10 protein-coding genes are annotated in these 12,335 nt (G+C 73.0%); 4 read left to right on the forward strand and 6 right to left on the reverse strand.

Translation table 11 applies throughout. The annotated features are described in order from the left end of the window. Positions 1-17: 17 nt before the first annotated feature. Entirely contained in the window at positions 18-1,253 is a 1,236-nt protein-coding gene (bioB, locus tag ACZ3UD_RS20580; RefSeq protein ID WP_465589336.1) for a biotin synthase BioB, read from the reverse strand. Positions 1,254-1,490: 237 nt separating this feature from the next. Here bioB and ACZ3UD_RS20585 point away from each other — a divergent pair, with 237 nt between their 5' ends. Further along, positions 1,491-2,390, forward strand: coding sequence for a hypothetical protein (locus tag ACZ3UD_RS20585; protein ID WP_465589339.1), 900 nt, complete (start codon positions 1,491-1,493; stop codon positions 2,388-2,390). 96 nt (positions 2,391-2,486) lie between these two features. Here ACZ3UD_RS20585 and ACZ3UD_RS20590 read toward each other — a convergent pair whose 3' ends face one another. Further along, on the reverse strand, positions 2,487-4,979 hold the full coding sequence (locus ACZ3UD_RS20590; RefSeq protein ID WP_465589798.1) for a DEAD/DEAH box helicase: 2,493 nt from the start codon (positions 4,977-4,979) through the stop codon (positions 2,487-2,489). 171 nt (positions 4,980-5,150) lie between these two features. On the opposite strand from ACZ3UD_RS20590, the gene ACZ3UD_RS20595 reads away from it, so the two are divergent. Together ACZ3UD_RS20595 and ACZ3UD_RS20600 are read left to right on the forward strand one after the other, a co-directional pair. After that, complete coding sequence (locus tag ACZ3UD_RS20595) at positions 5,151-6,350, forward strand: 8-amino-7-oxononanoate synthase (RefSeq protein ID WP_465589342.1); 1,200 nt, start codon at positions 5,151-5,153, stop codon at positions 6,348-6,350. Between the two features lie 51 nt (positions 6,351-6,401). Beyond that, a complete protein-coding gene (locus tag ACZ3UD_RS20600; RefSeq protein WP_465589345.1) occupies positions 6,402-6,893 on the forward strand; it encodes a hypothetical protein in 492 nt (163 codons plus the stop codon). A gap of 17 nt (positions 6,894-6,910) precedes the next feature. On the opposite strand, the gene ACZ3UD_RS20605 is transcribed toward ACZ3UD_RS20600, so the two are convergent. From ACZ3UD_RS20605 to ligD, 3 genes are read right to left on the reverse strand one after another with little or no spacing between them, the layout of a single operon-like run. After that, the gene (locus ACZ3UD_RS20605) at positions 6,911-7,561 is read right to left on the reverse strand and encodes a GNAT family N-acetyltransferase (RefSeq protein WP_465589348.1); all 651 of its coding nucleotides are present in this window, start codon (positions 7,559-7,561) and stop codon (positions 6,911-6,913) included. Positions 7,562-7,599: 38 nt separating this feature from the next. Beyond that, entirely contained in the window at positions 7,600-8,193 is a 594-nt protein-coding gene (locus tag ACZ3UD_RS20610) for a class I SAM-dependent methyltransferase (protein WP_465589351.1), read from the reverse strand. 35 nt (positions 8,194-8,228) lie between these two features. Beyond that, positions 8,229-9,236, reverse strand: coding sequence for a non-homologous end-joining DNA ligase (gene ligD, locus ACZ3UD_RS20615; protein ID WP_465589354.1), 1,008 nt, complete (start codon positions 9,234-9,236; stop codon positions 8,229-8,231). A 66-nt stretch (positions 9,237-9,302) separates the two neighbouring features. Between ligD and ACZ3UD_RS20620 the strand changes: the two genes are divergently transcribed. Then, positions 9,303-10,364 (forward strand): ATP-dependent DNA ligase, encoded by a 1,062-nt coding sequence (locus ACZ3UD_RS20620; RefSeq protein WP_465589357.1) that lies wholly within the window; start codon positions 9,303-9,305, stop codon positions 10,362-10,364. Between the two features lie 65 nt (positions 10,365-10,429). On the opposite strand, the gene ACZ3UD_RS20625 is transcribed toward ACZ3UD_RS20620, so the two are convergent. After that, positions 10,430-11,884 carry a serine hydrolase domain-containing protein gene (locus ACZ3UD_RS20625; RefSeq protein ID WP_465589360.1) on the reverse strand — a complete coding sequence of 485 codons (1,455 nt, stop codon included), beginning with the start codon at positions 11,882-11,884 and terminating at the stop codon, positions 10,430-10,432. Positions 11,885-12,335: the final 451 nt, after the last annotated feature.

A 12,335-nucleotide genomic window follows, 5' to 3' on the forward strand; every position in this document is an offset into this window, starting at 1 on the left:
GAGGTCTCTCCGGAAGGTCAGGCGTTGGGGGCGAGTTCGGTGCCGGCGCCGCGGCGGCGGACCTTGACCAGGTCGCTGCGCAGCTCGCCGTCGTCCAAGCCTTCCGAGGCCGGGCTCTCCTCGGTGGTGGCCTCGCCACCGTCCGCGGCGTGCGCGTGCCCGCCGCACGGGCCGCAGCCGCCGCCGCTGCCGCAGGCCGAGGCCGCGGTGCCGCAGGAGCCGCCGGCCTGGGCCGCCTCGGCGATGTCGGCGCGGTGGCGCGGCAGGGTGGCCTCGCCGGCGCCCTCGACCTCGAAGCCGGCGTCCTTGATCATGTCGAGGTCGGCCTGGCCGGCCTGGCCCTCGCTGGTCAGGTAGTCGCCGAGGAAGATCGAGTTGGCGATGTGCAGGCCGAGCGGCTGCATCGAGCGCAGGTGCACCTCGCGGCCGCCGGCGATCCGGACCTCGGTGTCCGGGTTGACGAAGCGGACCATCGCGAGGATCCGCAGGCAGCGCTGCGGGGTGAGGTTCCACTCCTTGGCCAGCGGGGTGCCCTCGAAGGGGATCAGGAAGTTGACCGGGACGGAGTCCGAGCCCAGCTCGCGCAGCGCGAAGACCACGTCGACCAGGTCCTCGTCGCTCTCGCCCATGCCGGCGATCAGGCCGGAGCAGGCGGACAGGCCGGCGCCGTGCGCCTTCTGGACGGTGTCCACCCGGTCCGCGTAGGTGTGGGTGGTGGCGATGTCGCCGTAGGTGCCCTCGGAGGTGTTGAGGTTGTGGTTGTAGGCGTCGGCGCCGGCCGCCCTGAGCCGCTCGGCCTGGTTGTCGGAGAGCAGGCCGAGGCAGACGCAGATCTCGACCTCGGGGTCGGACTCCTTGATGGCGGCCATGGTGTCGGTCACCCGGTCGATGTCACGGTCCGTCGGGCCGCGGCCGCTGGCGACCAGGCAGACCCGCTTGGCGCCGCCGGCCACGCCGGCACGGGCGGCGTCGGCGGCCTGGTCCGGCTTGAGCCAGGTGTACTTGAGGATCTCGGCCTTGGACCCCAGCCGCTGGGAGCAGTAGGAGCAGTCCTCGGGGCAGAGTCCGCTCTTGAGGTTCACCAGGTAGTTGAGCTTGACCCGGCGGCCGAACCAGCGGCGGCGCACCTTGCCGGCCGCGGCGACCACGTCGAGCAGCTCGTCGTCGGTGGTGGCGAGGACGGCCAGCGCCTCCTCGCGGGTGGGGATTTCGCCGCGCAGGCCCTTGGCGGTGAGGGTATCGAGCAGATCCATGGGGCCGATCCTGCCTGTTGCCGCTCGAATGGCGCCAGAGCAAACCCACCAGAAGATCGCCGGAAGGATGTGCCGATTGCCACAGTGTCGAAACTCACGGCGTCGGCGCTGGTCACGCGCTTGACGGTGACCGGAGACAGAGGTTACCGACGGGTAGTGAAACCGGCCGGCGGAGGAAGATCGACAACCCCCGACCCCGTGATCCAGGCCACCCGGAGGGTGCTTAGAATCTGCGCCATGACCACGCAGGGGGAGCGCACCCCGACTCCGGGAGAAGGCCAGGACGGCCAGGCAGGACAGCGGACCGGCGGGGGCGCCGACCCGGCCGGGGAGGCCTCTATAGGGGAGGCCGCGACCCGGGACGCCGCGACCCGGGAGTCCTCGACCGGGGGGACGGACCGCAAGCGCGGCCGACGGCTGACCGGCCGCCGCGCGGTCGGCTGGGTCGTCATGGTCGGCGTGGTCGCGGCCGGCGGATGGATCATCACCCGCCCGATGCCCGGCGACTACATACCCGGCCTCGGCCCGTCCACCAAGGACGCGGCCAGGACGCCCCCGGTGGTCGGCACCCCGCCGCCGCCCACCGACTCCGAGGGCCTCAACGCCGACAGCCTCTTCCCCGCCCAGCGGCCGGTCGAGGCCGCCGGGTACAAGGCCCGGCGCAACGGCATCCGGCAGGGCGAGAACTGCGCCGAGGTGCTGCAGGACCGCACCCAGGAGCTGTTCCGGGACAGCGGCTGCCAGGCCTACCTGACCGTCAGCTTCTCCGGCGTCGACCGCCCGGTGCTCAGCAGCGTCACCCTGCTGCGCTTCGCCGACCAGGCCTCCGCCGCCAAGACCGCCGACGCCTTGCGGGCCAAGCCCGGCGCCGTCGCCTTCATCCTCGCCGACGCCTCCACCGCGCCCGCGCCGTCCGCCTCCGCCAGGCCGGCCAGTGATCCGCGGGTCGAGGCGGTCGGGCACTACGTGACCGTCACCAGCTCGCGGACCGACGCCCACCCCGGCCCCGCCGCCACCCCGGGCGCCACCGCCCCCGTCCCGGCGCCCACCGCCTCCGGGACCGGCGGGGAGCCGAACCTCGACGACGCCACCCGCGCCCTCTCCTATGTGGCCGGTCAGCCCTTTGTCTGGATGTGACAAACGATCGGAGGGCGCAACCAGCGGTTTGACGGCTGCGCGAGAACGGCCAGGGGCCCGGCAAGTGCCGGGCCCCTTCGCATACCTGACGGCAAGTCAGCCACCGAGCCGGTCCACCGAAGTCACCCGCAGCACCGCCCGGCCCTCCTCGTCCGAGCCGTAGAGGTCGACCTCGGCGCTGATGCCCCAGTCGTGGTCGCCCTCCGGGTCGTCGAAGATCTGCCGGACCTTCCAGGCGGAGTCCTCCTCCTCGATGATCAGCATCTTGGGGCCGCGCGCGTCCGGGCCGGTGCCGAGGTCGTCGTACTCCTCCCAGTACCCGTCCATGGCGTCCGCCCAGCGGTCCGCGTCCCAGCCGTACTCGCCGTCCAGCTCGCCGAGTTCGTCCCAGTGCTCCAGGGCGCACAGCTCCACCCGGCGGAACATCTCGTTGCGCACCAGTACCCGGAACGCCCGGGCGTTCGCCGTCACCGGCGCCGGCTTGTCGTCCAGGGTCACCTCGGCGGTGGCCGCCTCGGTCGGGTTGGCCAGCTGCTCCCACTCGTCCAGCAGGCTGGAGTCGACCTGGCGGACCAGCTCGCCGAGCCAGGCGATGACGTCCTTGAGGTCGTCGGTCTTCACGTCCTCGGGGACGGTCTGCTCCAGCGCCTTGTACGCCCCGGCCAGGTAGCGCAGCACGATGCCCTCGGTGCGCGCCAGCTCGTAGAAGCCGACGTAGTCCGAGAAGGTCATCGCCCGCTCGTACAGGTCGCGCACCACGGACTTCGGCTGGAGCTGGTGGTCGCCGATCCACGGGTGCGCCCGGCGGTACACCTCGTAGGCGTGGGTGAGCAGCTCCTCCAGCGGCTTCGGGTAGGTGATCTCCTGGAGCCGCTCCATCCGCTCCTCGTACTCGATACCGTCCCGCTTCATCTCGCCGACCGCCTCGCCGCGCGCCTTGTTCTGCTGGGCGGCGAGGATCTGGCGCGGGTCGTCGAGGGTCGCCTCGACCACCGAGATCACGTCCATCGCATACGAGGGCGAGGTCGGGTCGAGCAGTTCGAAGGAGGCCAGCGCGAAGGTGGACAGCGGCTGGTTGAGCGCGAAGTTCTCCTGGAGGTCCAGGGTCAGTCGGACGATCCGGCCCTCGGCGTCCGGCTCCGGCAGCCGCTCCACCACGCCGCCCTCCAGCAGCGAGCGGTAGATCGCGATCGCGGTGCGGATGTGGCGGCGCTGGGCGGCCCTGTCCTCGTGGTTGTCGGTCAGAAGCTTGCGCATCGCCTCGAAGGCGTTGCCCGGGCGGCCGATCACCGACAGCAGCATCGCGTGGCTCACCTTGAAGCGGGAGACCAGCGGCTCCGGGTCGGCGGCGATCAGCTTGTCGAAGGTCTCCTCGGTCCAGCCGACGAAGCCCTCCGGCGCCTTCTTCCGCACCACCTTGCGCTTCTTCTTCGGGTCGTCCCCGGCCTTGGCGATCGCCTTGTCGTTCTCGATCACGTGCTCCGGCGCCTGGGCGACCACCTGGCCGACCGTGTCGAAGCCGGCCCGGCCCGCGCGCCCGGCGATCTGGTGGAACTCCCGGGCGCGCAGGATCCGCACCCGCTGCCCGTCGTACTTCGACAGGGCGGTGAACAGCACCGTGCGGATCGGCACGTTGACGCCGACACCGAGCGTGTCCGTACCGCAGATCACCTTCAACAGGCCCGCCTGGGCGAGGCGTTCGACCAGTCGACGGTACTTCGGCAGCATGCCCGCGTGGTGCACGCCGATGCCGTGCCGGACGAACCGGGAAAGGTTGCGGCCGAACTTCGTGGTGAAGCGGAAGTTGCCGATGAGGGCGGCGATGGCCTCCTTCTCCGCCTTCGAGCACATGTTGATGCTCATCAGCGACTGGGCCCGCTCCACCGCCTCCTTCTGCGTGAAGTGCACGACGTAGACCGGCGCCTGGCCGGTCTGCAGCAGCTCCTCCAGAGTGTCGTGCATGGTGGTGCGCCGGTACTCGTAGAACAGCGGCACCGGGCGGGTCGCGTTGCGCACCACCGTGGTCGGACGGCCGGTGCGCCGGGTCAGGTCCTCCTCGAACCGGCGCACGTCGCCCAGCGTCGCCGACATCAGCAGGAACTGCGCCTGCGGCAGCTCCAGCAGCGGGATCTGCCAGGCCCAGCCGCGGTCCGGCTCGGCGTAGAAGTGGAACTCGTCCATGACCACCTGGCCGATGTCCGCCCGCGCGCCGTCCCGCAGCGCGATCTGGGCCAGCACCTCGGCGGTGCAGCAGATGATCGGCGCGGTCGGGTTCACACTGGCGTCGCCGGTCATCATGCCGACCTGCTCGGTGCCGAACATCTTCACCAGGTCGAAGAACTTCTCCGAGACCAGCGCCTTGATCGGGGCGGTGTAGAAGGTCCGCTGCCCCTCGGCCAGCGCCGCGAAGTGCGCCCCGGCCGCCACCAGGCTCTTGCCCGAACCGGTCGGCGTCGCCAGGATCACGTTGTTCCCGGACACCAGCTCGATCAGCGCCTCCTCCTGTGCCGGGTACAGCGTGATCCCCCGCTCCTCCGCCCAGGCTGCGAACGTCTCGTACAGCGCATCGGGCGTGGCGGGCTTCGGCATCAGATCAAGGAGGGTCACCCCGCTATCTTGCCTGCTCGCCGCCACCCCGGGCAAAGCCTCGCAGCGGCGGGAGGCGGTGCCCCGGTTGTCGCGACCGGCCAGTGGACCGCACCGATCATGTGCCGAGTGGCACATTGATCCCCGTTCGCCGCCCGTGCCAGAGTGCCGGGCATGACCCTCCCCCTCACGTCCGAACCGCACACCGCCGCGCTCGCCCCGGGGCACGTCTTCGACTGGCTCGACGAGGCCGCCGCGCTGCGCGCCGACGCCGGGCTGACCCGGACGCTGCGCAGCCGGGTGGCGGAGGACCCGGTGCTGGACCTGGCCGGGAACGACTACCTGGGGCTGACCCGCCACCCGGTGGTGACGGAGGCGGCGGCGGAGGCCGCGCTGCGGTGGGGCGCGGGGTCGACGGGCTCGCGGCTGGTGACCGGGACGACCGCGCTGCACACCGAACTGGAGGAGGAACTCGCCGAGTTCTGCGGGGCGGAGGCGGCGCTGGTGTTCTCCTCCGGGTACACCGCCAACCTCGCCGCGCTCACCGCGCTCACCGACCCGGACACGCTGATCGTCTCCGACGCCTACAACCACGCCTCGCTGATCGACGGCTGCCGGCTCTCCCGGGCCGACGTCCACCGGGCCCCGCACAGCGACCCGGCGGCGGTGGCCGAGGTGCTGGCCGGGCGGACGCAGCGGCGGGCGCTGGTGGTCACCGACTCGGTGTTCTCGGTGGACGGGGACGCCGCACCGCTGCGCGGGCTCTCCGCGGCCGTCCGCGCGCACGGCGCCGCGCTGCTGGTGGACGACGCCCACGGGCTGGGCGTCCTCGGCCCCGGCGGGCGCGGCGCGCTGGCCGCCGCCGGGCTCGCCGGGCAGCCGGACACCGTCGCCACCGTCACCCTCTCCAAGTCGCTCGGCTCGCAGGGCGGCGCCGTACTCGGCCCGCGCCGGGTGATCCGCCACCTCACCGAGACGGCCCGCACCTTCATCTTCGATACCGGCCTCGCCCCGGCCGCCGCCGGCGCCGCCCTCGCCGCGCTGCGCCTGCTGCGCGCCGAGCCGGAGCGCGCCGACCGCGCCCGCGAGGTCGCCCGCAGCCTCGCCGCCCGGCTCACCGCCGCCGGGCTGCAGGCCTGTGAGCCGGACGCCGCCGTGGTCTCGGTCCGCGCCCCCGGCCCCGAGGCCGCCGTCGCCTGGGCCGCCGACTGCCGCCGGGCCGGCCTCGCGGTCGGCTGCTTCCGCCCGCCGTCCGTCCCGGACGGCGTCAGCCGGCTGCGGCTGACGGCGCGCGGAGACCTGACGGACGGGCAGATCGCGGACGCCGTCCGGATCATCGCCGAGCTGGCGCCGGCGGGTGCGCGGGGCGAATAGCGGGGCGAATAGTCGTTCGGCCGGAGGGGCGTTCCCGGGCAGGATGGCGGCATGGCTGAACTGCTCTGGGACGACCACGTCGCGTGGCTGCTCGATCCGACCGACGGGAGCTGCCTGCCCGACGTGTACATCGCGGACACGACGGTGGCGGACTGGCAGGCCGTGCTCGATCTGGTCGAGGAGCAGGGCTGGGCCTTCGAGTACGCCGAGGGCAACACGGTCCTGCCGCTGCCCCGGGCCGAGACCGTACTGTCCCGGCCCGCCGACGCTGAGTGCCCGACCTTGCGGGTGTGGCCGGATCCCGAGGTCTGCGCGATCTTCCGGTTTCTCGGGGACGAGGAGATCGACTTCGACGTCGACCTCCGGGAGCTTCAGGGGCAGGAGCGGCTGGACATCCTCTGTGGGTTCCTGGCCGCGATCGGCCGGCGGCTGGGCAAGTCGGTGCCGTTGTACTTCGAAGGCACCACCACGGGACCGCCGTTCCTCGGGTACGACGTCGCAGCCGACAGGGTCCGGGTCCTGGGGACCCCGCCGGCCGACTGACCCGGGCCCGGGCCCCCCTACGGCCGCCCCACCACCAGTAGCGCCTCCGCGCCGACCGCCCGGTAGCCCGCCGCCTGGAAGGCACGGACGCTGGGGGCGTTGCCCGGGGCCTGCTGGGCCCAGACGACCCCGCCCTCCGGCAGCAGGTGCCGGGCGGCGGTGGCCAGCGCGCGGCCGAGGCCGCGGCCCTGGGCGTGCGGGTCGACCTCCACGGCGGCCTCCCAGCGCCCGGCCACGCCCCGGCCGAGGATCAGCACGCCGCCGTCGGCCTCGAACACCCGGACGTCCTCGCGGTAGCGCAGCGCCCGGACCACCCGGGGGTGCTCGCGGTCCTCGACCGGGCTGAGCGGCAGCGGCGGCTCGCCGGGGAGGCGGTCGGCGACGGAGAGCAGGTCGATGTTGTTGACGGTCCGCCCGGTGCGCGAGGCGAAGGCGGTCAGGAAGGGCGGGCAGAGCGGCGCCGCCAGCGGGTCGCCCGGGTCGGCGGTGAGGGTGTCGTGCACCCAGGCCGGGTCCTCGTCGGTGAACACCACGGCATGGGCGGCGAAGGACACCACCCCGGCCTCGCGGGGCGAGGGCTGCGGCACCACCGTCACCGATCCGTCCGGCGGCAGGAACACCCCGCCCGCCGCGTCCGCCAGGATCTCGGCCAGTGCCCGTACGCCCATCGCGGTCCCCTCCCGGAAGTGTCGTCCCGCCCAGTTGATCACCGTGCGCGCCGATAGACCAGCAGATAGCGCCAGAACAGCAGTTGCCGCAGCGTGAAGCCCGGCAGGTGCCGTGCCGCGTACGCCCGTACCTCGGCCAGGGAGGTCGTCGGCATCGCGACCGGGGCTGGCACGCCCGGCCGGGCGCCGCGTTCGCGCAGGTGGACGGCCAGGCGGCAGACGGCGTTCACCGGTACGGCGGCCAGGCTGATCAGCCGGTCCCGGGCCGTCTCCTCCCGGTAGCAGCCGAGCACCGCCAGCACCCCGCCGGGCGCCAGCGCCTCGCGCAGCCGGTCGAGGGTGCCGATCGGCAGGTGGTGCAGGCTGGCCAGGCAGGAGATGTAGTCGTAGCGGCCGGGTGGCAGCTCCAGGTCCTCGATGTCCGCCTGGCGGAAGTGGATCCCGGACGCATCGGCCCGGGCGGCGGCGATCACGGCGGCGTCGCGGTCCACGGCCTCCACCTCGACGCCCCGCCGGGCGAGGGCCCGGGCGAAGGCGCCCGTCCCGCAGCCGACGTCCAGCGCCCGGCGGGCCCCGGGCGGGAGCGTGTGCAGCAGCAGCCGGTGGTAGTGGTCGTTGTGATCGAAGGGCATCGCGCCAGGATGCCAGGGCCCACTGCCTCCCGCCGCTACTTCTTCCGAGCCCGGCTCGGCTGCACCCGGGTGGGCTCGCCCTCCGCCTTGGGGTGGTCGGGCGGGTACGGGAGTTCGCCGAGGCCCTCATCGTGCAGCTGCTTGTCGTAGAGCTCCAACAGGTCGTCCAGCCGGAACGCTTGCTGCTCCATCTCCGCGTTCAGATCGCCGAGTTCGGCGAAGCGGGCGGGGACGGTGCGCAGGTCGAAGTCCTCGGGGGAGGCGTCGTCCAGCTCCTCCCAGCGCAGCGGGGTGGAGGCGGTGGCGCGGGAACGGGCGCGCAGGGAGTAGGCGGAGGCGATGGTGCGGTCGCGGGCCATCTGGTTGTAGTCGACGAAGATCCGCTCGCCGCGCTCCTCCTTCCACCAGGCGGTGGTGACCTTCCCGGGCATCCGCTGCTCCAGCACCCGGCCGAGGGCGATCACCGCGTGCCGGCCGTCGGTGAAGGTCCACTCGGGCACCAGCGGGACGTAGACGTGCAGGCCGCGTCCGCCGGAGGACTTGGGCCAGCCGCGCAGCCCGTACTCCTCCAACAGGGCGCGCAGTTCGTGGGCGGCGCGGACGGCGTCGCGGAAGTCGGTGCCGGGCTGCGGGTCGAGGTCGATCCGCAGTTCGTCCACGTGGTCGGTGTCGGAGCGCCGAACCGGCCAGGGGTGGAAGGTGAGGCAGCCCAGGTTGGCCGCCCACAGCACGGCGGCCGGCTCGGTCGGGCAGATCTCGTCGGCGGAGCGGCCGCTGGGGAAGTTGATCCGGGCGGTGGGCAGCCAGTCCGGCAGGCCCTTGGGTGCGCGCTTCTGGTAGAAGAACTCGCCGTCCACCCCGTCGGGGAAGCGCTGCAGCGTGGTCGGCCGGTCCCGCAGCCCGCGCAGCACCCCGTCGGCGACGGCCAGGTAGTACTGCGCGACGTCCAGCTTGGTGAAGCCGCGCTCGGGGTAGTACACCTTGTCCGGGTTCGACAGCCGGACGGTCCGCCCGGCGACTTCCAGTTCCACGGCTGCGCCCATGTCTCACACGCTAAGCGCGCCGCGCCCGGCGCGCGTCCCGAGGCGAACCGGGCGAGGATCGGTCACATGGACCTGCCCGTGATGCCGCCGGTGGCGCCGATGCTCGCCAAGTCGGTGGCCGAGATCCCGCCGGGGATGCAATACGAGGCCAAGTGGGACGGCTTCCGCACCATCGTGTTCCGCGACGGCGACGAGGTCGAGCTCGGCAGCCGCACCGGCAAGCCGCTGACCCGGTACTTCCCCGAGCTGGTCGAGGCGTTCAGGCGCGAGCTGCCGCCCCGCTGCGTGCTGGACGGCGAGGTGGTGATCGCCCGGGAGGGCCGGCTGCGCTTCGAGGAGCTGTTGGAGCGCATCCACCCCGCGGCGAGCCGGGTGCGGCTGCTCGCCGAGCAGACCCCGGCCTCCTTCGTCGCCTTCGACCTGCTCGCCCTCGGTGACGACTCGCTGGTGGACGAGCCGCTGTCGGTGCGCCGCCCGGCTCTGGAGGCGGCGCTCGCCGGGGCCGCCGACCCGGTGTTCACCGCCCCGGCCTCCACCGACCGCGACCTCGCCGGGACCTGGTTCGCCGAGTACGAGGGCGCCGGGCTGGACGGGGTGGTGGCCAAGCCGCTGGACCAGCCGTACCGGCCGGGGGAGCGGACCATGTTCAAGATCAAGCACGAGCGCACCGCCGACTGCGTGGTGGCCGGATACCGCGAGCACAAGAGCGGCCCGGTGGTCGGCTCGCTGCTGCTCGGCATCTACGACGACGAACGCAAGCTCCAGCACGTCGGCGTCTGCGCCGCATTCTCGATGGCTCGCCGCCGCGAACTGGTCGAGGAACTGGCCCCGTTGCGGATGGCCGAGCTGTCCGAGCACCCCTGGGGCGCCTGGGCGGAGGAGGCCGCGCACGCCGAGGGGAGGCTGCCGGGCGCGGTCAGCCGCTGGACCGGCGGCAAGGACCTGTCCTGGATCGCGCTGCGCCCCGAGCGGGTGGTCGAGGTCGCCTACGACCACATGGAGGGCAGCCGGTTCCGGCACACCGCGCAGTTCCGCCGCTGGCGGCCGGACCGATCGCCGGAGAGCTGCACCTACGCGCGGCTGGAGGAGCCGGTCTCGTACGATCTCGCCAAGGTGCTGGGTATGTGACGGAACATCAGAACAGGAGGGCCCGACCCGGCGATCCGGGTCGGGCCTCAGGCGTGCCGCAGGGATCAAGCCCGCACCGTGGAGGGCGCGTTGCCGGTCGGCAGGGAGGGCGAGCCGCCGCCGGACGCTCCACCCGGGGGGACCGAGGGCGAGCCCGGCGCGAAGCCCGACGCCGAGCCGGAGGGCGAGCTCGGGGTCGACGGTGAGCCGGACGCCGAGCCCGGGGCCGACGGCGCGGCGGTGGCCGGCGGGACCGAGTAGACGTTCTTCGGCGAGATGATCTTGGTGATCTCGTTCGCGAACAGTGAGGACGGCTCCGAACCCCGGTACAGCACATCGGTGTTGAGCAGCATCACCAGCGTGCTCTGGGCGTCCGGCAGGTACACCGCCACGCTCTCGTAGCCCGGCATCGAGCCGTTGTGCCCGATCCACCCGTTGTTGTCGAACAACCCGAAGCCGTAGGTGACGCCGGGGTCGCCGGTCGGCAGGGTCTTCAGTCGCTGGGCCTGGGTGGCCGGGTTCAGGAGGGCGCCGGTGGCCATCGTCTTCGCCCAACTCTCCAGGTCCGCGAGGGTGGAGATGACGGCTCCGGCGGTCCAGGCCCAGGACGGGTTCAAGTCGGTGGCGTCCCGGATGTCCCCGTTGGGCGTCTGGTTGGTGTAGCCGTGGGCGTGCGGGTCGGGCATGCTCCCGTCGACGGGGAAGCTCGTCTTGCCCAGCGAGGCCGGGGTGAACACCTGGTCCTTGAGGAAGTCGCCGGCCGGCTGCCCGCCGACCTTCTCGATCAGCTTGCCCAGCAGGATGTAGTTGCTGTTGCTGTACTGGAACTTGGTGCCGGGCGGGAACACCGCGGGGTGCTTGTACCCGTACGCGAGCAGCTGGTCCGGGGTGAACACCCGGTTCGGGTCGCTGATCAGCGCGTTCACGAAGTCCGGGTCGGAGCTGTACGGGAACAGGCCGCTGCGCATGTCGCCGAGCTGGCGTACGGTGATCCCGTCGCCGCCGGGGACGCCGTCCACGTACGTGGAGATCGGGTCGTCCAGGCCCACCTTGCCCTGGTCCACCAGGCGCAGCACTGCGGTCGCCGTGAAGGTCTTGGTCTCGCTGCCGATCCGACTGAAGAGCCCGGGGTCCATCGGGGTTCCGGTGGTCTTGTCGGCGACGCCGAAGGACTTCTGATAGGTCCCGCCGGGCGTGAGGATCCCGACCGAGATGCCGGGGACGGAGGCCTGGCCCATCACCCGCTGGATCGCGGCGTCCAGCCGGGAGGTGACGTCGGGGGTCAGCGGTACCACCGCGCCCGAGGAGGCGTTGCCCGGGGAGGGGCTCATCGAGGCGGTGGCGGACGGGCTGAGCGCGGCCGGTTCGGCGGTGACCGCCGGTTTGGCGGCCTGTCGCGCGGGCTCGGCGTCCCCGGAGCACGCCGCGGTGGCGAGCAGTCCGGTCAGGGCCAGGGCGGCCGCGGTCGCGCGGCCGGCGGAGCGGGAAGTGGCCGGGCGTGGCCGTCGGGTCTGGGTCATGTGTCGAGAGCGCCTCTCTGGGGCGGTCGGCCCTTTGGCGAAGCGGCTCCGGAGCGCTGCTCCACGGGGCCGTGGGGGAGCGTCGCCACCGTAAGCACCGCCGCCGGCCGCCCGCGCGTCGGCCGCGGTCGTGGTGACCCGAACGGACCCAACCCCCACCCGGGTGGACCGGTCCGGCCGGCGGCCACGGCGTGTCTCGTGGATTCCGTCGGATCCGGCAAGGTCCCGGGCGGCGCCCCGGGCAACGGCCCGGCAACGGCCCGGCAACGGCCCAGGCAAGGGCCCAAGCAACCCGCCCCAGCTGTCAAGTACCCCGGCCCGCCCGCCGGTTGGTGTCGCGGACGGCGCCCCGCGCTCGGCTGAACGGGTGAGCACCGGCATGCCGCCCCCATCCCGGGCCCCAGCTCGGGCACGATCGTTTAGCCCAGCTGTGGCCGCCCTTAAGAATTCC

The organism is Kitasatospora sp. NPDC023118, assembly GCF_055560875.1.

Excerpts from the sequence above, each read along its gene's own strand:
- ACZ3UD_RS20595 (WP_465589342.1), top strand. The coding sequence starts at position 5,151 with ATGACCCTCCCCCTCACGTCCGAACCGCACACCGCCGCGCTCGCCCCG.
- ACZ3UD_RS20620 (WP_465589357.1), top strand. The coding sequence starts at position 9,303 with ATGGACCTGCCCGTGATGCCGCCGGTGGCGCCGATGCTCGCCAAGTCG.
- ACZ3UD_RS20610 (WP_465589351.1), bottom strand. The coding sequence starts at position 8,193 with ATGCCCTTCGATCACAACGACCACTACCACCGGCTGCTGCTGCACACG.
- bioB (WP_465589336.1), bottom strand. The coding sequence starts at position 1,253 with ATGGATCTGCTCGATACCCTCACCGCCAAGGGCCTGCGCGGCGAAATC.
- ACZ3UD_RS20625 (WP_465589360.1), bottom strand. The coding sequence starts at position 11,884 with ATGACCCAGACCCGACGGCCACGCCCGGCCACTTCCCGCTCCGCCGGC.
- ACZ3UD_RS20605 (WP_465589348.1), bottom strand. The coding sequence starts at position 7,561 with ATGGGCGTACGGGCACTGGCCGAGATCCTGGCGGACGCGGCGGGCGGG.
- ACZ3UD_RS20590 (WP_465589798.1), bottom strand. The coding sequence starts at position 4,979 with ATGCCGAAGCCCGCCACGCCCGATGCGCTGTACGAGACGTTCGCAGCC.
- ACZ3UD_RS20600 (WP_465589345.1), top strand. The coding sequence starts at position 6,402 with ATGGCTGAACTGCTCTGGGACGACCACGTCGCGTGGCTGCTCGATCCG.
- ACZ3UD_RS20585 (WP_465589339.1), top strand. The coding sequence starts at position 1,491 with ATGACCACGCAGGGGGAGCGCACCCCGACTCCGGGAGAAGGCCAGGAC.
- ligD (WP_465589354.1), bottom strand. The coding sequence starts at position 9,236 with ATGGGCGCAGCCGTGGAACTGGAAGTCGCCGGGCGGACCGTCCGGCTG.